Origin of the sequence: Brevundimonas sp. (assembly GCF_013912065.1) — a bacterium.
Lineage (GTDB): Bacteria > Pseudomonadota > Alphaproteobacteria > Caulobacterales > Caulobacteraceae > Brevundimonas.
The window spans coordinates 13,974-34,984 of sequence record NZ_JACESA010000023.1 but is presented as its reverse complement, the minus strand read 5'-3'; the positions used below and the strand labels follow the sequence as shown (position 1 = coordinate 34,984).

General features: G+C 66.4%; 21 protein-coding genes. 11 read left to right on the top strand and 10 right to left on the bottom strand.

The features are described from left to right. From H2037_RS15220 to H2037_RS15210, 3 genes are all read right to left on the bottom strand, one after another. The coding region (locus H2037_RS15220) for a hypothetical protein (RefSeq protein WP_292123677.1) at nucleotides 1-721 on the bottom strand (721 nt) is incomplete at its 3' end. A gap of 445 nt (nucleotides 722-1,166) precedes the next feature. Next, nucleotides 1,167-1,952, bottom strand: a complete 786-nt coding sequence (locus H2037_RS15215) for a hypothetical protein (protein ID WP_292123676.1) — start codon at nucleotides 1,950-1,952, stop codon at nucleotides 1,167-1,169. A gap of 137 nt (nucleotides 1,953-2,089) precedes the next feature. Then, nucleotides 2,090-2,950 carry a hypothetical protein gene (locus tag H2037_RS15210; protein WP_292123674.1) on the bottom strand — a complete coding sequence of 287 codons (861 nt, stop codon included), beginning with the start codon at nucleotides 2,948-2,950 and terminating at the stop codon, nucleotides 2,090-2,092. A gap of 219 nt (nucleotides 2,951-3,169) precedes the next feature. On the opposite strand from H2037_RS15210, the gene H2037_RS15205 reads away from it, so the two are divergent. Both H2037_RS15205 and H2037_RS15200 read left to right on the top strand, forming a co-directional pair. Then, nucleotides 3,170-3,814, top strand: a complete 645-nt coding sequence (locus H2037_RS15205; RefSeq protein WP_292123672.1) for a DUF4433 domain-containing protein — start codon at nucleotides 3,170-3,172, stop codon at nucleotides 3,812-3,814. A gap of 14 nt (nucleotides 3,815-3,828) precedes the next feature. Next, nucleotides 3,829-4,875, top strand: a complete 1,047-nt coding sequence (locus H2037_RS15200) for a macro domain-containing protein (RefSeq protein WP_292123670.1) — start codon at nucleotides 3,829-3,831, stop codon at nucleotides 4,873-4,875. 113 nt (nucleotides 4,876-4,988) lie between these two features. On the opposite strand, the gene polA is transcribed toward H2037_RS15200, so the two are convergent. From polA to H2037_RS15180, 4 genes are all read right to left on the bottom strand, one after another. Next, nucleotides 4,989-7,907, bottom strand: coding sequence for a DNA polymerase I (gene polA / locus H2037_RS15195; RefSeq protein WP_292123668.1), 2,919 nt, complete (start codon nucleotides 7,905-7,907; stop codon nucleotides 4,989-4,991). Nucleotides 7,908-7,945: 38 nt separating this feature from the next. After that, the gene (locus H2037_RS15190) at nucleotides 7,946-8,572 is read right to left on the bottom strand and encodes a DUF6655 family protein (RefSeq protein ID WP_292123666.1); all 627 of its coding nucleotides are present in this window, start codon (nucleotides 8,570-8,572) and stop codon (nucleotides 7,946-7,948) included. Further along, on the bottom strand, nucleotides 8,572-9,012 hold the full coding sequence (locus H2037_RS15185; protein WP_292123664.1) for a VOC family protein: 441 nt from the start codon (nucleotides 9,010-9,012) through the stop codon (nucleotides 8,572-8,574). Before H2037_RS15185 ends, H2037_RS15190 begins: the two co-directional genes overlap by 1 nt. A gap of 91 nt (nucleotides 9,013-9,103) precedes the next feature. After that, a complete protein-coding gene (locus H2037_RS15180; RefSeq protein ID WP_292123662.1) occupies nucleotides 9,104-9,343 on the bottom strand; it encodes a zinc-finger domain-containing protein in 240 nt (79 codons plus the stop codon). A gap of 106 nt (nucleotides 9,344-9,449) precedes the next feature. Between H2037_RS15180 and H2037_RS15175 the strand changes: the two genes are divergently transcribed. After that, nucleotides 9,450-10,424 (top strand): ABC transporter ATP-binding protein, encoded by a 975-nt coding sequence (locus tag H2037_RS15175; RefSeq protein WP_292123661.1) that lies wholly within the window; start codon nucleotides 9,450-9,452, stop codon nucleotides 10,422-10,424. A gap of 41 nt (nucleotides 10,425-10,465) precedes the next feature. On the opposite strand, the gene H2037_RS15170 is transcribed toward H2037_RS15175, so the two are convergent. From H2037_RS15170 to H2037_RS15160, 3 genes are all read right to left on the bottom strand, one after another. Further along, complete coding sequence (locus H2037_RS15170) at nucleotides 10,466-11,347, bottom strand: alpha/beta hydrolase (protein WP_292123659.1); 882 nt, start codon at nucleotides 11,345-11,347, stop codon at nucleotides 10,466-10,468. Nucleotides 11,348-11,410: 63 nt separating this feature from the next. Beyond that, the gene (locus H2037_RS15165) at nucleotides 11,411-11,920 is read right to left on the bottom strand and encodes an HAD family hydrolase (RefSeq protein ID WP_292123657.1); all 510 of its coding nucleotides are present in this window, start codon (nucleotides 11,918-11,920) and stop codon (nucleotides 11,411-11,413) included. After that, entirely contained in the window at nucleotides 11,917-13,002 is a 1,086-nt protein-coding gene (locus tag H2037_RS15160; RefSeq protein WP_292123655.1) for an AGE family epimerase/isomerase, read from the bottom strand. The genes H2037_RS15165 and H2037_RS15160 overlap by 4 nt, the downstream gene beginning before the upstream one ends. 187 nt (nucleotides 13,003-13,189) lie before the next feature. Between H2037_RS15160 and H2037_RS15155 the strand changes: the two genes are divergently transcribed. The 8 genes from H2037_RS15155 to pnp all read left to right on the top strand — a co-directional run bounded on the left by H2037_RS15155 (nucleotide 13,190) and on the right by pnp (nucleotide 21,003). After that, the gene (locus tag H2037_RS15155) at nucleotides 13,190-14,353 is read left to right on the top strand and encodes a DegT/DnrJ/EryC1/StrS aminotransferase family protein (RefSeq protein ID WP_292123653.1); all 1,164 of its coding nucleotides are present in this window, start codon (nucleotides 13,190-13,192) and stop codon (nucleotides 14,351-14,353) included. Nucleotides 14,354-14,358: 5 nt separating this feature from the next. Further along, nucleotides 14,359-15,291: a Gfo/Idh/MocA family oxidoreductase gene (locus tag H2037_RS15150; RefSeq protein ID WP_292123652.1), complete on the top strand. Its 933-nt coding sequence runs from the start codon at nucleotides 14,359-14,361 to the stop codon at nucleotides 15,289-15,291. 31 nt (nucleotides 15,292-15,322) lie between these two features. Next, entirely contained in the window at nucleotides 15,323-15,847 is a 525-nt protein-coding gene (locus tag H2037_RS15145; protein ID WP_292123649.1) for a hypothetical protein, read from the top strand. An 85-nt stretch (nucleotides 15,848-15,932) separates the two neighbouring features. Continuing rightward, nucleotides 15,933-16,625, top strand: coding sequence for a DUF2459 domain-containing protein (locus H2037_RS15140; RefSeq protein WP_292123647.1), 693 nt, complete (start codon nucleotides 15,933-15,935; stop codon nucleotides 16,623-16,625). Between the two features lie 65 nt (nucleotides 16,626-16,690). Next, on the top strand, nucleotides 16,691-17,149 hold the full coding sequence (gene rbfA, locus H2037_RS15135) for a 30S ribosome-binding factor RbfA (protein WP_292123645.1): 459 nt from the start codon (nucleotides 16,691-16,693) through the stop codon (nucleotides 17,147-17,149). Between the two features lie 82 nt (nucleotides 17,150-17,231). After that, nucleotides 17,232-18,161, top strand: a complete 930-nt coding sequence (gene truB, locus H2037_RS15130; protein WP_292123644.1) for a tRNA pseudouridine(55) synthase TruB — start codon at nucleotides 17,232-17,234, stop codon at nucleotides 18,159-18,161. Between the two features lie 81 nt (nucleotides 18,162-18,242). Beyond that, entirely contained in the window at nucleotides 18,243-18,512 is a 270-nt protein-coding gene (gene rpsO, locus H2037_RS15125; RefSeq protein ID WP_292123642.1) for a 30S ribosomal protein S15, read from the top strand. 253 nt (nucleotides 18,513-18,765) lie between these two features. Beyond that, nucleotides 18,766-21,003 (top strand): polyribonucleotide nucleotidyltransferase, encoded by a 2,238-nt coding sequence (gene pnp / locus H2037_RS15120; RefSeq protein ID WP_292123640.1) that lies wholly within the window; start codon nucleotides 18,766-18,768, stop codon nucleotides 21,001-21,003. Nucleotides 21,004-21,011 lie beyond the last annotated feature (8 nt).

Sequence of the window (21,011 nt, the reverse complement as noted above, 5' to 3'; positions counted from 1 at the left end):
CCCCGCGCCCGCCCAGAAACAACCAGGTCGACCAATCCCCCTCCGGCGGCTTCTGCGCGTCGCGCAGGACCAACCCCCCAGCCCAACCGGGGGTCTGGGGGCTCATGTAGCCCGAAGGGCGATAGCCCCCAGAAGACACAGGGGTCTGGGGGCTCAAGCAGCCCGAAGGGCGATAGCCCCCAGGAAACAATCCGCCCGCAGGGCGTTTCCGCTCCCGTTCGATCAGCCGATCGACCCGTTCCTTGGCCCGGCCGATCCGGTCCACCACGGCGAACCGCCCCTCGCGCGCCGCGCGCTGGATCGAGCGCCAGAAGGCCGCCCGCGTCGCCTCGGGGTCGGCCGGATCGACGGTCACGCCCCAGATCGCCGCCGCCGTCTCCGGGTCGGGCGTCCGGTCGTCGGCCGGCGGCTCGCCCTCGGCCCGCGCCCTCTGGCTCCTCTGAAGGCCCAGTTTCCCCGCCATGGAAGCCACGGTCGAGGCCCGGACCGGAAACCGCGCCTCCACGTCGCCATAGGTGGCCCCCTGGGCCAGCATGGCGAAGACCTCGCGCCACTGTCCCGCCGTCAGGCCGCTGTTGGGATGGCGCCAGTCGTCCGGCCGCTCGAGGATGGAGATCGACCGCCGCGCCGGATGATCGGCCGGCAGGTCGCCGATCCGCATCCCCAGCCGTTTGGCGTTCGCCGTCCAGGTGTCGTGCGATACCCCCGCCTCGGCCCGCAAAGCCTTCGACGCCTCGCCCCCATGCCACCGCCGAACAACCCCCGCCAGGCCGCGTCATCCATGCTGCTGTTGAAATGCTTCCCCATGCGGAGAAGCCTAACCCCGCCGCCAACCCTGGGGTGTCGATTGGGAAGGTCGGATTTCAACCGGCTGATTTCAAAAGCCTTCGCTTTCAGAATTGCGTGGGTTCAACCCGTCCAGCGCCCGCAATTTCCGATCATTTCGGTGACCCCGCCACAATGATCGACTGCGCCGAAACCACTCGGCCCCGCCGCCCACGCCCCCGTTCTCGTCATCCTGGGGCTTGTCCCTGGGATCCATACTCCCGGTTTCAACGATGGCGCGCGTACATACCGGGAGTCTGGATCCTCGCCACAGGAGCCTGCCCTCGGGCGGGCCGCGCAGGCGCGACCCGAGGGGCGAGCATGACGGTTCCATAGGCAACCTACCGGCCGTCCGACCCCTCGTTCGTCTTCACGTCGCTGGCGTCGCAGCTATACCGTTCGCAGTATCGACGTCTCAGTTCTGCGGTCGCCGCCTTGGCGGCCTTCGATTCCGGATAGGCCGATTCAAACCGGTCCATATCCGGCGGCGATACATAGTCGCCGGCCAGCAGGCGACGAAGGTCGCTCTCGCTCGCCAGCCGCGCCAGCTGCAGCACGTGCGCCTCCCGCCGCTCGGCGCGAACCTGGACGAACAGTTCATCGACCCAGGCCTGGACGACCGCCCGCCTGTCAAAATCCAGCCCGTCGAGGAAGTCGTCCTCTTCCGGCTCCCCCTCCTCATAGGCGCGATCGACGATCTGGCGCGCAAGCTTCAGCTGGATTTCGGACGGCTCCGGCCCGCTCCACGCGTTTTCATCCGTCTCATCCTGCACGCGGAAACGCACCGTGGTCTGCATTTCGCCGGGCGTCGGTATCCCGGCGACCCGTCCCAGCCTCAGTTCCCCGCTGGCGACGATCACGCGTGCCGCAGCCCCGAATCCCAGCCCATGGGGCCGTTCTTCGACGACCCGGCAGTTGTAGGGATGGCCGTCCGTCTCCTGATAGCAGCGAACCCTGGCCCAGCCCCGCAGATCCAACTGCTGCGCGAACCCCGGCATCAGGTCAGAGGTCACATCGGAATCGGGCGGCCGCGCCCAGCTGATGGCGGGCGCCTCCTGCTCCCACAATTTGGGCGTCCCAGGATCCGGAACCAGAACAGCGAGTGCCAGCAGCGGCGCTACGAACATGACGACCCCTCATCCCCCAAACTCCGCCGCACTCACCACAACGCGAGGGTGTTGTCGATCCAAGCCCCCTGGTTTCGTCATCCTAGGGCTTGTCCCGAGGGGTCAGGGAAGGATGCTCCGCCTCTTTGGACGCGTGCTCACCCCGCCGTGGCTTCGACCGAGCCATGAAGCACCGCGTGCATCAGTTTCCAGACAACCAGGTTCTGCTTCGAACAACTAGCGCAGTTGAAGGAAAGGCGCTGCTCGCGGTCTAACTCCATGACGAAACGTCGCGGCACCGGCGTCTTCTCCCCGCACTCGGGACACTTCAGGTCGATTGAACAGCGCCTGAACCCGATATCCTGTCCGTCGATCTCGACTGACCAGGTCTCCCTGCAATCGGGGTTGAAGCAGTTGACCACCTGTCCTGCCTTCAAGAGGGCGGCGCGACGCTTGTTCAAGGTTCCACACCCGCACTGGAACTTGGTGGCTTCACCGAACCCACCGAAGATCAAGGTTCCCTCTGAAATCGAGTCGAGAACTTTTAGAGCCTCGCGAACCCTACGCTCAATCTTCTCTGGCTCGCCAAAGGTGCTCATCGGTGCGCTGGATGATTGCGGCACCGGAACATGGAGAAAGCTTCCCAGGCTGTTCCAGACCTTGCCCAGCTGGGCTGCATCGAACCCCCTCTGCCGTCCTACTTCGACGAACTCCATCGCCTCATAGTCGGCCGTCGATAGCTCACCCACGTTGCCGGGCGCAGGATCGGGATACATTGAGAAGATGAGGTCCGACGCGGCATACGGATCGACCTCCTGGATCAAGGTCTTGACCACCTCACGTGGCTGCCAGCGCCTGAGGTCATCCGCCGATATGTAGTCGTGCGCGTTTTTAAGGCGTTGATAGCAGACCTCTTCCAACGCCAGCCGGGCGCGCAGCGCCGCGAAGGTCAGGCTCTCGGGCGTTCCCGTCGCCAACAACCCCTCGATCGCTTCAATGTGCGACTTCAGCCAGATCATGCGCGCTCCTTGATCATGACGGTAAGCAAAGATCGTAAGATGTCGATGACGAACTGTCCGTGCGAAACGGTTCAGCCGCAGCCCTGTCGAACCTCCCGGATGATACACGCCGAACCGACCGAACCCGCTTTCGTCATCTGACAACTGGTGGTTTGGGCTCGGCGGCATGTCGGGTTATGGCTAAGGCTCTCGCAACGTGAGGACGATGTCCCCGAGCTCATGACCCAACCACCAGACCGGCCGAAGATTTATCATATTGTGCACCTGGATCGGTTACCTACGATCAGCCAAGGTGCGTTGTGGAGCGATGCCGCGATCCGGCAGGCCGCGCCAGCTGGCACTGTAATTGGCATGAACTCGATCAAGGATCGTCGGCTCGTGCTTCCCGTCAGCTGTCACGATGGGACGTTCGTCGGCGAGTATGTTCCGTTCTACTTTTGTTCTCGCTCTATCATGCTTTTCGTTATACAATGCGCCAATCATCCCGAATTAGCGTACCGGGGCGGACAAGGCCCGATCGTGCATCTCGAGGCGGACCTTTATGAGGCTGTCGAGTGGGCAAGGGCAAACGGTCGGCGTTGGGCGTTTACGCCAGCGAATGCGGGAGCATTCTACACGCCGTTCTATTCGGATGTCGGCGCGCTCGACAGGCTCAACTGGCCAGCCATCGCCGAGCGAGACTTCCGGCCGGCGGACGTCAAAGAGGCGAAGCAGTCGGAGTTCCTTATGCATGAGCATTTCCCGTGGACCTTAGTGCGAAGGATCGGTGTGGTGAACAACGCCATGGCCCAAAACGTCCATGCGGCGATCCGGGCGGCTGCGCACCACCCCCCTATCGAAATCCAGCCCACTTGGTATTACTGAGGCGGGGGGCAGGAATGATCACTTACACATCAGGCGACATCCTGAACGCGGATGTCGAAGCCTTGGTCAACACAGTGAACTGTGTTGGCATCATGGGCCGAGGCATCGCGCTCCAGTTCAAGAACATGTTTCCCGAAAACTTCGAAGCCTACGCGGTTGCTTGCGCTCGCGAGGAGGTGCAGCCGGGGAAGATGTTCATCTACCCTACCGGAGCTCTGACCAATCCCCGTTTCATCGTCAACTTTCCGACTAAGCGACACTGGCGCGGCAAGAGTCGGATTGAGGACATCGAGGCCGGGCTCGTCGCCCTTCGCGAGGAAATCCTGCGACGAGGTATAAAGTCGATCGCCATCCCGCCGCTAGGCAGTGGTCTAGGCGGGCTTGACTGGCAGGACGTGAAGCCGCGCATCGTGTCGGCGCTCGCGTCACTCCAGGACGTCGATATCCGAGTCTATGACCCAAAGGGCGCTCCCGAGGCTTCCGCCATGGTGCGGCGCCAGGAAGCTCCGAAGATGACGCCGGGCCGTGCGGCGCTCATCGTCCTTATGCAGCGCTACATCGGGGGATTGATGGACCCCTTCGTGTCGCTGCTCGAGGTGCACAAGCTGCTCTACTTCTTGCAGGAGTCAGGAGAAGGGCTTCGCCTCCAATATCGCAAGGCACACTACGGGCCCTACGCGGAGAACTTGACCCACCTACTGCGCACGGTGGAGGGGCACTTCATCTCCGGCTATGCCGATGGTGGGGACCGACCGGACAAGTTGCTGGAGATTGTTCCGGGCGCGTTGGCCGACGCCGAGACTATGCTGTTGGAAGCCGAAGGCACCCGTCGGCGGTTCGATACTGTCGCCGACCTCGTAGAGGGGTTTGAGACCCCATTCGGGCTCGAGTTGCTGGCGACCGTGCACTGGGTCGCGCGACATGAGGGAGCCGCCACCGTCGATGAAGTGGTTGCGGCAACCTACAGCTGGAATGACCGGAAGCATCGGTTCTCGCCCGAGCAATTGGCATTGGCTCACGATGTTCTGTCCACCAAGGGCTGGCTTGATCAGACTGCATGATCCATTTTGCCAACGCCCCTAGGGGCGCGGCAGGCCGATAACAACACCCTGCATGAGAACGCCTCGGCCCAAGCCGCTGAGCCTCGGGTCAAATCCCTGCGGCGGGTTCGCCGCTAGTGGGCGGCGTCCCAGTTCGCCGCCGCCCGCGCGTCCACCACCAGCGGCACGGTCAGGGCCACCGCCGGGTCTGAGGCGTTCTCCATCACCCGTTTGATGACGGCGATGGCGCGGTCGGCCTCGGCCTCGGGGGTTTCGAAGACCAGTTCGTCGTGGACCTGCAGCAGCATGCGGGTGGTCAGGCCGGCCTCGGCCAGGGCCGTGGGCATGCGGATCATGGCGCGGCGGATGATGTCGGCGGCGGCGCCCTGGATCGGGGCGTTGATGGCGGCGCGCTCGCCGAACTGGCGTTCGGCGCCGGACTTGGAATGGATGGCGGGGATGTGGATGCGGCGGCCGAAGACGGTGGAGACGAAGCCGGCCTGGCGGACCTCGGCCTTGGTCTTGTCCATATAGGTGCGGATGCCGGGGAAGCGGTCGAAATAGGTCTTGATGTATGCGCCGGCCTCGCCCTGGTCGATGCCCAGCTGGGCGGCCAGGCCAAAGGCGCTGATGCCGTAGACGATGCCGAAATTGATGGCCTTGGCGCGGCGGCGGGTCTCGGACGGCATGCCCTCGACGGGGACGCCGAACATTTCGCTGGCGGTGGCGGCGTGGATGTCCAGCCCGGCCTTGAAGGCGCGTTTCAGCTCGGGGATGTCGCCGATATGGGCCAGCAGGCGCAGTTCGATCTGGCTGTAGTCGGCGCTGATCAGCAGATGGCCGGGGGCGGCGATGAAGGCCTGGCGGATTTCGCGGCCGGTCTCGGTGCGGATGGGGATGTTCTGAAGGTTCGGGTCCGAGCTGGCCAGGCGGCCGGTCGAGGCGGCGGCCAGCTGGTAGCTGGTGTGGACGCGGTCGGTGTTCGGGTCGGCGGCGGCGGTCAGGGCGTCGGTGTAGGTGCCCTTCAGCTTGGACAGCTGGCGCCAGTCCAGCAGGACGCGGGGCAGGGCGTGGGTGGCGGCTAAGTCCTCCAGCACGCTGGCGTCGGTGCCCCACTGGCCGGAGGCGGTCTTCTTGCCGCCGGGCAGGTTCAGCTCGCCGAACAGGATTTCGCCGATCTGGCGGGGGGAGCCGATGTTGAAGGGGCGGCCGGCGATGTCGTGGGCCTGGGCCTCCAGCTCGGCCATGCGCAGGCCGAACTCGCTGGACAGGCGTTTGAGGCGGGCGGGGTCGACGCGGACGCCGGCGGTCTCCATCTCGGCCAGGACGGCGGGCATCGGGCGTTCCAGGGTCTCGTAGACGGTGGACAGGCCCTCGCGCGCCAGCCGGGGCTTGAGGATGCGCCACAGACGCAGGGTGACGTCGGCGTCCTCGGCGGCATAGGTGGTGGCGGGTTTCAGGGCGACGTGCTTGAACGATTTCTGGCTCTTGCCGACGCCGGCCACGCTCTTGAACGGCACGGGGTCGTGGCCCAGGTGCAGCCGGGCCAGCTCGTCCATCCCATGCCCGTGGAGCCCGCCCTCCAGCACATAGGAGATCAGCATGGTGTCGTCATACGGGGCCACGCGAATGCCCCGCCGCGCCATGACGGCCAGGTCATATTTTGCGTTCTGCAGGATTTTCAATACGCTAGGGTCTTCCAACAGCGGCTTCAGCTTCGCCAGGGCCGTCGCCTTGTCCAGCTGCTGGATCGGCCCCCTCGCCTCCCCCGGCTCCCCGAACAGCCCCCCCTCGCCCGCCTGCGGCTCATGCTCGTGCGTCAGCGGAATATAGCAGGCCTCGTTCGGCCCCACCGCCAGCGACACCCCGCACAGCCCCGCATGCGTCGCCGACAACGCATCCGTCTCCGTATCGAAGCCGACAGTCCCCGCCTCGACCGCCCTGACGATCCAGCGGTCCAGCGCCTCTTCGGTCTGGACGCATTCATAGGCTTCCAGGTCGAAGCTTTGAGCCTCCGCCGGACCTTCGACCTTCTGGCCATAGCGGGGCGTGGCGACGGGGGCGGTCAGGTTGGGCGCGCGCTTGGGGGCGAAGGCGGAGGTCTCGCTGGGCCCCGCCTTGCCGTCGCCGACGCGGCGTTGCAGCGAGCGGAACTCCATCTTGTCCAAGAAGGCGGACAGGGTCTCGGGATCGGGATCGCGGACGGCGAAGTCGTCTATCAGCTCCGGCGCAGGGGCGTCGCACGTCAGGCGGACCAGTTCACGCGACAGGCGGATCTGATCGGCGAAATTGATCAGGGTCTCGCGGCGTTTGGGCTGTTTGATCTCGCCGGCGCGGGCCAGCAGCGTGTCCAGGTCGCCGTATTCGTCGAGCAGCTGCGCCGCCGTCTTGGGGCCGATGCCGGGGGCGCCGGGGACGTTGTCGACGCTGTCGCCGATCAAGGCCTGGAGATCGACCATCTTCTCAGGACCGACGCCGAACTTCTCGAACACCTCGGGCTCGGCGAGGCGGCGATCCTTCATCGGATCCCACATGACCACCCCGCCGCCGATCAGCTGCATCAGGTCCTTGTCGGACGAGACGATTACGGCCTCGCCGCCGGCGTCGCGCGCCTTGCAGGCGTAGGTGGCGATCAGATCGTCAGCCTCATAGCCGGCCAGTTCGACGCAGTGGACGCCGAAGGCCGCCGTAGCCTCGCGCACCAACGGGAACTGGGGCACCAGGTCCTCGGGCGCGGGCGGACGATGGGCCTTGTACTGGTCGTAAAGGGTGTTGCGGAACGTCTTTTCCGAATGGTCGAAGATGGCGACCAGATGGGTGGGGCCGTCGGCGCCCTTCATGTCCTTCAGCAGCTTCCACAACATGTTGCAGTAGCCCTGGACCGCGCCCACCGGCAGGCCGTCGGACTTTCGCGTCAGGGGCGGCAGTGCATGATAGGCGCGGAAGATGTAGGCCGAGGCGTCGATCATCCACAGCCGAATGGCGGGACCGTCCTGGGTCAAGGGCCGTTCTTGGCTGAGGTCTTCGGTCTCGGGGGCGGCGATATCGGTCATGGCCGGAACATAGGCGGCCGAGGCCGCCGCGTCAGCCGTCAGAATTCGGTCCAGCTGGATCCAGGGTCACGCTGACCCGGTTGGGCCTGTTGCTGACCCCAGCTGACGATCATGAACGCCTTGTGGCTGCGAATCCGGTACTGACCGATCATCGGCAGCACCGCGCCCAGCGGCGCGCCTGTCTTGGCCTCATATAGAAAGCCCGAGAACTCGGCGACGCCGACGCGGTCGCGGTTGCTGTAGACCGACAGCTCGGGCAGCGACACCACATTGAAGGTCTCGTTGATCGGGATCCGCATCTCCGGAATGCCGAAGACCCGCCGCATCTGCTCCAGCGACAGGGCGCCGGCGCGAATCTCGAACACGGCGTCGGATGCGTCCTTGGTCCGGGCCAGGCGATACCCGGCGTCCGACAGGGCGGCCCGAATGGCGCTGATGGCGTAGCGGGTGCCTTCACCCTGGAAATAGGCGTCGTCGACGAAGATCGAGGCGGCCGTCGGCAGCGGCAGGGACAGGCCTTCCACCGCCTTGTCCGATGCCCGCGCCATCAGCAACTGCTCGGTGGCGGTTCGGCCGATATAGGTTTCGGTGGTGGAGGCGCAGGCCGAAACCAGCAGGGTCCCAGCCAGAAGAGCCGTCGTCGGGGCCAGGGCGAGGCGACGCATCACCAGGTTCCCGTGTTGGGCATGGAGACCCAGGGTTCCGCAGGCGCCAGGGGTTCGCCTTCCTGAAGCAGCTCGATGGAGATGCCGTCGGGCGACCGGACGAAGGCCATATTGCCGTCGCGCGGCGGGCGATTGATCGTCACCCCGCCGTCCATCAGCGTCTGACAGGCGGCGTAGATGTCGTCGACCTTGTAGGCCAGATGACCGAAGTTGCGGCCGCCCTGATAGGTTTCCGGATCCCAGTTGAAGGTCAGCTCGACCTCGGGGCAGCGTTCCGCCGCCGACTGTTCCAGATTCTTGGGCGCGGTCAGAAAGACCAGGGTGAAACGGCCCGTTTCGTTCTCGACGCGACGCACCTCCTGCAGACTCAACAGGTCGCAGTAGAAATGCAGGGAGGCGTCGAGGTCCTGAACGCGGACCATGGTGTGCAGATAGCGCAAGAAGTGTGTCTCCGTCCGGGGAGGGCGTCGGTCAACGCCCTCTATAGCCGCCCGATTGCGAAACCACGACTCAACTGAGGTGACGAAGCCCTCAGTGGGCTTCGGGCGCGCGGGCGGCCGGGCTCAGATATTCGCTCTCGTCCTTCGGCAGGGCCGACAGGACAAAGCGACGGTCGCAATAGGGGCATTCGACGAAGTCGTCCTGGCCCATGTCCATATAGACCAGCGGATGGCCCAGGGCGCCGCCGCCGCCGTCGCAGGCGACGCGTTTGGTCGAGACCACGACCTCTTCGGGCGGAGGGATCAGCGCGTCAGGATGGCGAGGCGGCATTGTTCAGCTCGTGGACTTGGCGAGGAGGCGTCGGGCGCATACCTATGCGGCCCGTCCAGCGGCGTCAAACCGCCGCCTGACCCGATTTCTCGACCAAAGCGCCCCAATGACCGATGCGACCACCCTGCCCGACAACGCCATCGAGGTGCGGGGCCTGAAGAAGACCTATGCCGGCTCCAAGAAGGCGCCCCCCAAGACCGCCTTGCGCGGGGTCGATCTGGTCATTCCGCGCGGCTCGGTCTTCGGGCTTCTGGGTCCGAACGGCGCTGGAAAATCGACCCTGATCAACATCCTGGCCGGGGTGGTCAAGAAGTCCGAAGGCTCGGTCGCCATCTGGGGTCGCGACATCGACAAGGAGCCGCGCGACGCCGCCGCCGCCCTGGGAGTCGTGCCACAGGAGATCGTCGCCGACGTCTTCTTCACCCCGCGCGAATCTCTGGAGGTTCAGGCCGGTTTCTATGGCGTGCCGAAAAACGAGCGTCGGTCCGACGAACTTCTGGCCGCCCTTGGCCTGTCGGACAAGGCCAACGCCTATGTCCGCGCCCTGTCCGGCGGCATGAAGCGCCGGCTGATGGTGGCCAAGGCCCTGGTGCACAATCCGCCCATCCTGATCCTGGACGAGCCGACCGCCGGGGTGGACGTCGAACTGCGTCGCCAGCTGTGGGCCTATGTCCGCCGCATCAACGAGGAGGGGGTGACCATCGTCCTGACCACCCATTATCTCGAAGAGGCGCAGGAACTCTGCGACACCATCGCCATCGTCAACCGCGGCGAGGTCGTGGCCTGCGAGCCGACGCCGCAACTGCTGCGCCGGCTGGACAGCCGCAATGTGGTGGTGACGCCGGAGGCGCCGCTCGACGCCGCCCCGACCCTGCCCGGTTTCGTCGTGACCTCCCGTCCCAACGGCGCCTTCGCAGTCGCCTACAAGAAGGGACAGTCGTCGGTGGAACAGGTCATCGCCGCGGTCCGCAAGGCGGGCGTGACCATCGCCGACATCACCACCGAGGATCCGGATCTCGAGGACGTCTTCCTGGCCCTGACCTATGGCGATGCGTCCAAGGTCGATCCGACCAAGGACTGAAACCTCGCCGTCGCCGACCGGGACGACAGCGAAGCCTGTCTTCAGTCCACTTCGGCCAGGAACTCAAAGATCGCGGCCTTGGCCTCGGGTTCGTCCAGCATCGGGGCGTGGCCGACGCCGGGAACCTCGACATAGACCATAGCCGGGGCGGCCTTCTTCATCTTTTCCGCGATGGCGGCGCTCAGCAGGTCGGATGAGGCCCCGCGCACCAGCAGGGTCGGCTTCTTCTTCGCCAGTCGCCGGAAGAAGGGCCACAGATTCGGGACGAGAGCCTTGGCGCCCGCCGCGCGGATCGGGACCGAGATGTCGGGATCATAGTCGAGACCGATTTCACCGTCCGGCTGCTCGCGGAAGATGCGACGGGCGAAGGCGTCCCAGTCGGCGTCGGAATAATGAGGGAAGGCGACTTCGTTGATCCGCCGGGCGTAGGCGGCCGCGTCGGCCCAGGATCCGATCTCGACCGGCTGGCCGCTGTAGGCGGCGATGCGCGCCAGACCCTCGGGCGCCACCTCCGGGCCGATGTCGTTCAGTATGGCGGCGACCACCGCCTTCGGCTTCAGCGCCGTCAGGGCCATGGTGATCAGCCCGCCCATCGACGTGCCCAGAAAGACGGCGCGCTCGATGGCCGCCTGGTCCATCAGGGCCAGCACGTCCCGGGCGTAGACCTCGGGCGTATAGGTCATGGGGTCAGGCGCGCGATCCGACAGGCCGCGCCCCCGCACGTCGACCGCCAAGACACGACGACCGCTCTGGGCCAAGAGCGGGGCGATGGCGTGGAAGTCGGCGCTGTTTCGGGTCAGGCCGTGGATGGCGATGATCGGCGGGTGTGCGACGCCCGGTCCGGGGGCGTAGTCGCGGGCGAACAGGTCAAGCCCGTCCGGCGATTTCCACCGACGTTCGACATAGGGGACGACGAGGGCCACGGCGATCTCCTCCAACTGACGGGACGACAGCCTAATTCACCGCGCGAGGAAATGCGATGGCGGTCAGGCGCCGATCAGTTCACGGACGAAGGCGTCGAGATCGCCGCCCTCGAACAGGAAACCGGAAACCCCGGCCCGTTTCGCCGCCTCAAGATCGGTCGGCTGGTCTCCGATCATGAAGGACCTGGCCGGGTCTATGTCATGTTCGGCGATGGCCCTCAGCAGCATGCCGGGATTGGGCTTGCGGTCCGGGTGATCCGGGTGTCGATAGCGTTCGTCCTGCGCCTCGGCATGAAAGGGACAGGCATAGATCGGGCCGATCACCGCCCCCTCCTGGGCCAGCCGCTTCACCAGAAGGGCGTTGAAGGCGTGCATCTGGTCTTCGCTAAAAAGGCCCCGCGCCACGCCTGACTGATTGGTGACGATGACCGTCAGATAGCCCATCCGGTTCAGCCGCCGCACCGCCGCCGCCGCGCCTCGGATCAGCTTCAGGTGTTCGGGCAGGTGAGGATAGCCGGAATCCTCGATCAGGACGCCGTCGCGGTCCAGGAAGACGGCGGGCAGGCCGGTCATAGATCGTGTCTCAGCAGGGCGGAAAAGGCGGTCATAAGATGATAGAGGCTGGAAGCGGGCACGGTACGGTCCTGGACCTCTCCAGCGGCGTCGTAACTGTCGACCCACAGGCCCGGCGTCATCGTGTCCAGATGGGTGGCGAAGACCGCCTCGATCAGATCGGCCGCGCCCGCATCCCCGAACATCAGGGCCGTGCGGATCGCCTCGGTCTGGGCCCACAGCCGACGCCCCGCGTCGAGCGGCGCGCCTGCGGCGTCCATTTCGCGGATGATGAACCCGTCTTTCAGCCCCTGGGCCACGGCGCGGCGGTGCAGGCCCTCGGCCGCATCCACCGTCTCGAAACCGGCGGCCTGCGCCTGACGCAACAACCAGGCCCATTCCTCGAAATGGCCCGGTTCGAGGATATGTCCCGTCGTCGGATCAGGCGTCCAGTCGGCGGTGAAATATTCATGGATCGCCCCGTCGATCAGGAACCGGCGCCGGCAGAGGTCCAGCAATCCGCGCGCCGTCGCCTCGAAGGTCGGATCGGGCGCGGTCGCCTGCCAGGCCAGCATGGCCTCCAGCAGGTGCATGTGCGGGTTCTGGCGCCGGGGCAGACGCGCCGGAATCGCCTCCGCCCAACCGCCATGCGGGGCGGCCATGAGGCGGTCGATCGCCGCCACGGTCTCCAGCGCCAGAGGCCGGGCGCGGCCGTCGCCCAGCACCCGGTGCGCGGCGGCCAGGGCGAAGATCACGAAAGCCAGGTCATAGAGATCGGGCGTCTCGTCCAGCACCGTCCCGGCATCGTCGGTCGCGGCGATCCATAGGCCGTCGTCGCGACGGCAGGTCGCGATCATCCGATCCAGTCCGGCCTGGGCCACGGCGCGCCCGGCCTCCCACCCCAAGGCGGCGGCCTCGCAGAAGACATAGACCTGACGCGCCTGGACCCGGGTGCGTCGTCGCAGGCCGATCACCGGCCGACCGTCGAAATCGAGCTGTTCGTAGAACCGCCCGTTCGGGTCCACGCCGCGCTCGGCCCACAGGGGCAGGGCGTGGTCGAACAGCCAGGTCGAGACCTTGGTCTTGGCGTCGTCGGGGATCATGGGATGGGCTTAGGGCGCATCCCGCCCGGCGCCAAGGGGAGCCCTCCTGAAGCGACGACAGTTGCAATGGGCAACGCGAAGTGACACCGCTCCGTTTGGTCCTCGCCCCCGATCTTGCTAGAGGGCGGCCCTATTCGCGGCCCGATCCGTCGGGCCGCCGCCCCCGATCGCCGTGGAGAGCGCCCGCATGATCCCCTTCATCGACCTTCAGGCCCAGCGCCTGCGTCTCGCCGGCAAGATCGAAGCCGCCGTCCAGGAGGCCGTGGTCGGCGGCGCCTGGGTCATGGGGCCCCAGGTCCGTCAGTTCGAGGCCGACCTCGCCGCCTTCGGCCAGGCACAGCACGCCCTGGGCTGCGCCAACGGCACCGACGCCCTGATCCTGCCGCTGATCGCCTGGGGAATCCGCACCGGCGACGCCGTCTTCTGCCCCAGCTTCACCTTCACCGCGACGGCCGAGGTCGTGCCCTGGCTGGGCGCCTCGCCGGTGTTCGTGGACGTGGACGCGCGCACCTTCAACATGGACCCGGTCCGCCTGGAGGCCGCCATCGAGGCGGTCAAGGCCGAGGGGCGGCTGACGCCCAAGGTGGTCATCGCCGTCGATCTGTTCGGACAGCCGGCCGACTACCCCGCCATCCGGGCCATCTGCGACCGTCACGGGCTGAAGCTGATCTCGGATTCGGCGCAAGGCTTCGGCTGCACCCTGAACGACCATCATCCGCTGAAGTGGGCCGATGTCACGACCACCAGCTTCTTCCCGGCCAAGCCGCTGGGCTGCTACGGCGACGGCGGGGCGGTGCTGACGAACGACGAGGACCTGGCGCAAGAGATGGATTCTCTGCGCGTCCACGGAAAAGTGGTGGCCAAGGATCTCAAGGCCGGCGCGGCCGCCTTCACCCACGATCCGAAATACCTGGCCATGCGCATCGGCATGAACAGCCGGCTGGACACCATCCAGGCCGCCATCCTGATCGAGAAGCTGAAGGTGTTCGGCCAGGAGATCGAATGGCGCAACCGGATCGCCGCCCGCTACAATGAACATCTGGCGCCTCATGTGGCGGCCGTGCCCCAGGTCATCGACGGCGGCGTCTCCATCTGGGCCCAATATACGATCGAACATGCGGACCGTGACGGCCTGATCGCCCACCTCAAGGACCAGGGCGTCCCCACCGCCGTCTATTATCCCGTGCCCATGCACCTGCAGCCGGCCTATCAGCGCTTCCCGCAGGGCGCCGGGGGCCTGCCGGTCACCGAGCGGCTGAAGGACGTGGTCCTGAGCCTGCCGATGCACGCCGACCTGGACGAGGCGACCCAGGACACGATCATCGCCGCCGTCGCCAGCTACAAGGGTTGAGCCTGATGCCGAATACTCCCGTTCTCAAGTTCGGCGTCGCCGGCGTCGGCGTCATGGGCCGCAACCATGCACGGGTCGCCTCCGAAATGCGCGAGTTCGACCTGACCACGGTCTTCGACCCCGACGCGGTCGTGGCTGACGGCGTCGCCGCCGCCTATGACGCCGCGCCCGTCACCACCGCGGAGGCCTTCGTCGAGGCGGGATTGGACGCGGCCGTGGTCGCCACGCCGAACCGATTCCACGCCGAAATCGGCGTCGCCCTGCTGGAAAAGGGCGTCCACGTCCTGGTCGAGAAGCCGATCGCCGCCACCGTCGCCGACGCCCAGCGGATGATCGACGCCGCCAAGGCCAACGGCCGCGTGCTGATGGTCGGTCAGGTCGAACGGTTCAATCCGGCGGTCGAGACGGTCAAGCGCGCCGTCGCCGACGACGACATCATCTCGATCCAGGTCACCCGCGTCGGCCCCTTCCCGCCTCGCATGGGCGACGTCGGCGTCGTCATCGACCTGGCGGTCCACGATATCGACATCATCCGCCACCTGACCGGATCCGAGATCGTCGAGGTCCAGCCGCAGCTGGCCCGCACCCGCGCCGAGCGCGAGGACACGGCCCTGCTGCAGTTCCGGCTCGACAACGGCGTCATCGCCCACATCACCACCAACTGGGTGACGCCGTACAAGACCCGCACCCTGCAGGTCGCCACCAAGACCAAATTCATCGTCGCCGACCTGATCACTCGCCAGGTGACCGAATATTTCGGCCAGCAGCCCGACGGCTCCTATTCGACCCGGATGCTGAACTCCTGGCCGGCCGAACCGCTGAAGAAGGAGCTGGAAGCCTTCGCCCGTGCGATCAACACCGGCGAGACGGCGGCGGTGACAGGCGAGGACGGACTGCGCAATCTCGAGGTCGCCCTGCGCTGCCTCGGCGAGGCCTAAAGTCGCCGCAATGGGCGGGAAAGAAAGGACCATGCGCTCGTCCATCGCTCCCGCCGTCATCGTCTCTGGCGTCGTCGCCCTGCTGACCGTGTCGGCCGCCGCCCCCGCGCAGGCCGACACCCGCTATTTTTCCTACAACGCCTCGGACCGGATCACCCAGGCCCTGACCAAGGGGATCACCCTCCAGGTCCGGCGCGGCCTGTTCAACGCGGTCAGCATCGAGCGGCTGTTCTCGACCACCGCGCGCGGCTCGGCCGATTTCACGCGCGGCGGGCCGGACGCCGCGCGGCGGGCCCTGCCCGAGGGGGCGCGCGAGACCGATCTCTACGCCCTCGAACAGACCGGCGACGGTCGCGGCCTGGCCCGCGCCCTTTGTCCCGGCGCGGACGAGGTCTGGCTGGTGGCGAGCCGCGTGCGAGCGCCTCGCCCCCTGACCCTGCAGGCCGTGGGCCGGTGGTCCGACGGAACCTATCGCCATTGCGTGACCCTGAGCTACGAATGGCGCGGCGAATGGCAGACCGCGCCGGTGTCGCCTTTCCAGGATAATAATCCCTAGATCATTCCCGTCTCGACGAGGCCGCTTCGCCTGTCACGCTTGCGCGGCTATCGTGACGGCCGGACGGATTTGGGGAGAGACGACGATGAGACTGGCCCTGCTCCTGGCGGTTCTGATCGGCGTGATCGCCGCCCTGCTGACCTGGACACGGCCGGGCGCGCCGGTCCCGGACGCCGCCACCGACGAGACGGTCGTCGTCTATCTGCTCGACAACGGTTTCCACACCGATCTCGCCGTTCCGCGCGCGGCGCTTGAACGGCGCGGCGGTCCCCTGGGCCGGGCCGTCGAAGCCCTCGCGCCGGGCGACTGGATCCTGATCGGCTGGGGCGACGCGACCTTCTATGTGGATCAGAGTCCCATAGCCGACCGCCTGCCCGACGGCGCCCGCGCCTTCTTCCGGCCCGGCAATCCAGCCGTGCTGATGCTGGACCCGGAGCGCCGGGATCCCCGCACCCTCCATCCCGAAAATGGCCGCGCCGTCCTGACGCTGTCGCCCACCGCCTTCGACCGGATGGTCGCCCGCGTCGAAAGTTCGTTGGAACCGTCGAACGCCGCGCCGCGCCTGGTCGCCGCACGGCCCGGCGACGACGCCCGCTTCTTCGCCAGCCGTGAGACCTTCTCGATCCTGCACCTGTGCAACCACTGGACGGCGGACGTTCTGAACGCCGGCGGGGTGGCGATCCGGCCGGTCCGGTCGGTCTTTTCCGGCGAGGTGATGCAGGCGACGAGAAAGGTGGAACAGGAGCGAAAACTGGACATCGCGCCTGCACGCGCCTAGACCGCCCGACTTTCGCTTATCCGGCCGGGTCCGAGCCCCGGCGGGCGAACAAGAAGGAGCGGCCGATGGCCCACAAGCAACACACCCGCAATTCCTCCGGCCCCGCCGGACCCAGCCAGCGCCAGCTGCGCGCCGGCGAGCTGATCCGTCACGCCCTGGTCGACATCCTGCGCGAGGAAGAGATCCACGACGAGGCCCTGCTGGGCGTCTCGGTCACCGTGACCGAAGTCCGCCTGTCGCCGGACCTGAAACACGCCACCTGTTTCGTCGAGCCCCTGGGCGCCGGCGTCGAAACGGCGCCGACCGCAGGCCACGAGAGCGAGATCATCAAGGCGCTGAACGCCCACGCCAAATTCCTGCGCGGCCAGCTGGGCCGCCGGCTGGACATGAAGTTCACCCCCGACCTGCGCTTCCGCCACGACGAAAGCTTCGACGCCGCCACCCATATCGACCGCCTGTTCGAGGACCCCCGCGTCCGCGCCGACCTGGAACGTCGCGACGACGAGGATGAGGGCGAAGCCTGATGTTCCGGCCTCAAGCAGCGCAAAGCGCGGTAGGCCCTGCGTCGCGGCCTCAAGTAGCGCGAAGCGCGATAGGCCCAGCATAATGGCGCGCAAGAAGAAGGGCGAAGTCGTCGACGGTTGGGTCTGCCTGGACAAGCCGTTCGAGATGGGCTCGACCGAGGCGGTCAGCCGCATCCGCCGCCTGTTCAACGCCCAGAAGGCCGGTCACGCCGGGACGCTGGATCCCCTGGCTAGCGGCATCCTGCCCATCGCCCTGGGCGAGGCGACCAAGACCGTGCCGATGATGATGGAGGCGCAGAAGGTCTATCGCTTCACCATCAACTGGGGCGTCTCGACCGACAGCGTGGACCGCGAAGGCGAGATCATCGGCCGCTCAGACGTCCGCCCGGCGCTCGAGGCCGTAAAGGCGGCCCTGCCGGCCTTCGTCGGCGAGATCGACCAGACCCCGCCGCGCTTTTCCGCCATCAAGGTGGACGGCGCCCGGGCCTATGACCTGGCCCGCGACGGCGTGGAGTTCGAGCTTCAGTCCCGCCGCGTCACCATCCATTCGGCCGAGGTCACCGACGCGCCGGATGCGGATCATGTCGAAATCACCATAAGGACCGGCAAGGGCGTCTATGTCCGCTCGCTGGCCCGCGATCTGGCCCTGGCCCTGGGGGCGGAGGGACATGTCAGCGCCCTGCGTCGCGAGCGCGTCGGGCCGTTCAGCACGGAAAACGCCGTCACTCTGGATTCTCTGGAGGAAATGGTGCATAGGGGCGCCGCCTCGGAAGGCTTGCTTCCCGTCGCGACCGCCCTGGACGACATCCCGGAGCTGGCCGTGACGGATCAGGACGCCTTCTCGCTTCGGCAGGGACGCCCGATCGTTCTGCTCCCCCGTCAGGTGGAAACCCTCAAAGACCGCCTCACCGGCGGGTCGCGAACGGTTTCAGCCTTTCAGGGCCAGACCCTCGTCGCACTCTGTCAGTTGCGGGCCGGCCGGTTAGAACCCGACCGCGTTTTCAACCTCTAGGCCCGCGCCATCCGGCAAGGGCCGAGACCCCACGGCCTCAAGCAGCGCGAAAGCGCGATAGGCCAAGAAAGGACTCTTACGATGTCGGTTACTGCTGAACGCAAGCACGAGATCATCGCCGATAACGCCCGCACCGCTGGCGACACCGGCTCGGCCGAGGTTCAGGTCGCGATCCTGTCGGAACGCATCGCCAACCTCACCGAACACTTCAAGACCCACAAGAAGGACAACCACTCGCGTCGTGGCCTTCTGAAGATGGTGTCGCAACGTCGCCGCCTGCTCGACCACCTGAACACGGTCGACGCCGGTCGCTACCAGGCGCTCATCGCCAAGCTGGGCCTGCGCCGCTAAGAGGGGCGCCGGTACGAGCACCCATCGGATTTCGAGGCGCGGGCGGTCACGTCCGCGCCTCGTTCCGTAACTAGAACACGACCTGCGCGCCGCAGGAATTGACGGCGCAGACGCGAGGGCCATGCCGGTCCTCAACCGGGTCTTCCGCGATGGCGCGGCGACCCATGGATCGAAGGACTGAACGCCCGACGCATCCGCCCCCGATTATGGGACCCCGCGCGGAATACGCCGCCCGGGAGACGAAAGACGAAATATGTTCGATATCAAACGCAAGACGATCGAGTGGGCCGGACGCCCGCTGACCCTGGAAACGGGCCGCATCGCCCGCCAGGCCGACGGCGCCGTGCTGGCGACCTATGGCGAGACCGTGGTTCTGGCCACCGTCGTCTACGGCCGTTCGCCCAAGCCGGGTCTGGATTTCTTCCCCCTGACCGTCAACTATCAGGAAAAGACCTTCGCCGCCGGCAAGATCCCGGGCGGCTATTTCAAGCGTGAAGGCCGTCCGTCGGAGAAGGAAACCCTGGTTTCCCGCCTGATCGACCGTCCGATCCGCCCGCTGTTCGTCAAGGGCTTCAAGAACGAGACCCAGGTCGTCATCACCGTGCTGCAGCACGACATGGAAAACGATCCGGACGTCCTGGGCATGGTCGCCGCCTCGGCCGCCCTGACCATTTCGGGCGTGCCCTTCATGGGCCCCATCGGCGCCGCACGCGTCGGCCTGATCGACGGCGAGCTGGTGCTGAACCCGACCGTCGACCAGATCCCGGGCTCTGACCTCGACCTGGTGGTCGCCGGTACGCAAGACGCCCTGATGATGGTCGAATCCGAAGCCAAGGAGCTGTCGGAAGAGAAGATGCTCGAGGCGCTGATGTTCGCGCACGCCGGCATGCAGCCGGTGATCGACGCCATCATCGACCTGGCCGAACACGCCGCCAAGGAGCCGTTCGACTTCCAGGGCGAAGACCATTCGGACGTCGTCGCCTCGATCAAGAAGCTGGTCGGCGAAGACATCAAGGCCGCCTACACCCATCCGGGCAAGTACGACCGCCGCTCGGGCGTCGATGCGGCCAAGAAGACCGCCGCCGCCGCCCTGGTGAAGACCGACGAGAACCCTGACGGCGTCGACAGCTCGAAGTTCTCTGCCGCCTTCAAGGAATGCGAAGCCGAGGTCCTGCGTCGCGACATCATCGAGAACGCACACCGCGTCGACGGCCGCGCCCTGGACAAGGTCCGCGCCATCGTCTCGGAAGTCGGCGTCCTGCCGCGCACCCACGGTTCGGCCCTGTTCACGCGTGGGGAAACCCAGGCCCTGGTCGTCGCCACCCTGGGCACCGGCGAGGACGAGCAGTACATCGACAGCCTGCAGGGCACCTACAAGGAAAGCTTCCTGCTGCACTACAACTTCCCCCCCTATTCGGTGGGTGAAGCGGGCCGCATGGGTTCGCCCGGCCGTCGCGAAATCGGTCACGGCAAGCTGGCCTGGCGCGCCATCCGTCCGATGCTGCCGTCGAAGGAAGACTTCCCCTACACCATCCGCCTGGTCTCCGAGATCACCGAGTCGAACGGCTCGTCCTCGATGGCCACGGTCTGCGGTTCGTCGCTGGCCCTGATGGACGCCGGCGTGCCCCTGATCCGTCCGGTCTCGGGCATCGCCATGGGTCTGATCCTGGAGCCGTCGGGCGAGTTCGCCATCCTGTCGGACATCCTGGGTGACGAAGACCACCTGGGCGACATGGACTTCAAGGTCGCCGGCACCTCGGAAGGCATCACCAGCCTTCAGATGGACATCAAGGTCGCCGGGATCACCAAGGAGATCATGGAACAGGCCCTGACCCAGGCTTCGGCGGGCCGCCTCCACATCCTGGACGAGATGTCCAAGGCCATGGACGCGCCGCGTACCGAACTGGGCGAGCATGCGCCGAAGATCGAAACCATCAAGATCGCGGTCGACAAGATCCGTGAAGTGATCGGTTCGGGCGGCAAGGTGATCCGCGAGATCGTCGAAAAGACCGGCGCCAAGATCGACATCGGCGACGACGGCACCATCAAGGTCGCCGCCAACGACCAGGAGAAGATCGACGCCGCCAAGGCCTGGATCCAGTCCATCGCCTCGGAACCGGAAGTCGGAACCATCTATTCCGGCAAGGTCGTCAAGGTCGTCGACTTCGGCGCCTTCGTGAACTTCTTCGGCGCCAAGGACGGCTTGGTCCACGTGTCCCAGATCGCCCTGGAACGCGTCGCCAACCCGGCTGACGTCCTGTCGGAAGGTCAAGAAGTGAAGGTCAAGTTCCTCGGCTTCGACGATCGCGGCAAGACCAAGCTGTCGATGAAGGTCGTCGATCAGTCGACGGGTGAAGACCTGACCGACAAGATCAACACCGAACGCGCCGAGCGCGGCGAAGAGCCCCTGTCGGAAGACACCGGCGGTCGTCCGAAGCGCGAAGGCGGCGGCGACCGTGGCGGCGATCGCGGCCGTCGTCGTCGCGACTAAGCCGCGGC

Bases quoted from the DNA above. Each gene is read 5' to 3' on its own strand.
- H2037_RS15165 (WP_292123657.1), bottom strand. From the start codon at position 11,920: ATGACCGGCCTGCCCGCCGTCTTCCTGGACCGCGACGGCGTCCTGATC.
- H2037_RS15200 (WP_292123670.1), top strand. From the start codon at position 3,829: ATGATCACTTACACATCAGGCGACATCCTGAACGCGGATGTCGAAGCC.
- H2037_RS15210 (WP_292123674.1), bottom strand. From the start codon at position 2,950: ATGATCTGGCTGAAGTCGCACATTGAAGCGATCGAGGGGTTGTTGGCG.
- H2037_RS15205 (WP_292123672.1), top strand. From the start codon at position 3,170: ATGACCCAACCACCAGACCGGCCGAAGATTTATCATATTGTGCACCTG.
- H2037_RS15150 (WP_292123652.1), top strand. From the start codon at position 14,359: ATGCCGAATACTCCCGTTCTCAAGTTCGGCGTCGCCGGCGTCGGCGTC.
- rpsO (WP_292123642.1), top strand. From the start codon at position 18,243: ATGTCGGTTACTGCTGAACGCAAGCACGAGATCATCGCCGATAACGCC.
- H2037_RS15175 (WP_292123661.1), top strand. From the start codon at position 9,450: ATGACCGATGCGACCACCCTGCCCGACAACGCCATCGAGGTGCGGGGC.
- H2037_RS15190 (WP_292123666.1), bottom strand. From the start codon at position 8,572: ATGCGTCGCCTCGCCCTGGCCCCGACGACGGCTCTTCTGGCTGGGACC.
- pnp (WP_292123640.1), top strand. From the start codon at position 18,766: ATGTTCGATATCAAACGCAAGACGATCGAGTGGGCCGGACGCCCGCTG.
- polA (WP_292123668.1), bottom strand. From the start codon at position 7,907: ATGACCGATATCGCCGCCCCCGAGACCGAAGACCTCAGCCAAGAACGG.
- H2037_RS15155 (WP_292123653.1), top strand. From the start codon at position 13,190: ATGATCCCCTTCATCGACCTTCAGGCCCAGCGCCTGCGTCTCGCCGGC.
- truB (WP_292123644.1), top strand. From the start codon at position 17,232: ATGGCGCGCAAGAAGAAGGGCGAAGTCGTCGACGGTTGGGTCTGCCTG.
- H2037_RS15160 (WP_292123655.1), bottom strand. From the start codon at position 13,002: ATGATCCCCGACGACGCCAAGACCAAGGTCTCGACCTGGCTGTTCGAC.
- H2037_RS15215 (WP_292123676.1), bottom strand. From the start codon at position 1,952: ATGTTCGTAGCGCCGCTGCTGGCACTCGCTGTTCTGGTTCCGGATCCT.
- H2037_RS15140 (WP_292123647.1), top strand. From the start codon at position 15,933: ATGAGACTGGCCCTGCTCCTGGCGGTTCTGATCGGCGTGATCGCCGCC.
- H2037_RS15180 (WP_292123662.1), bottom strand. From the start codon at position 9,343: ATGCCGCCTCGCCATCCTGACGCGCTGATCCCTCCGCCCGAAGAGGTC.
- H2037_RS15145 (WP_292123649.1), top strand. From the start codon at position 15,323: ATGCGCTCGTCCATCGCTCCCGCCGTCATCGTCTCTGGCGTCGTCGCC.
- rbfA (WP_292123645.1), top strand. From the start codon at position 16,691: ATGGCCCACAAGCAACACACCCGCAATTCCTCCGGCCCCGCCGGACCC.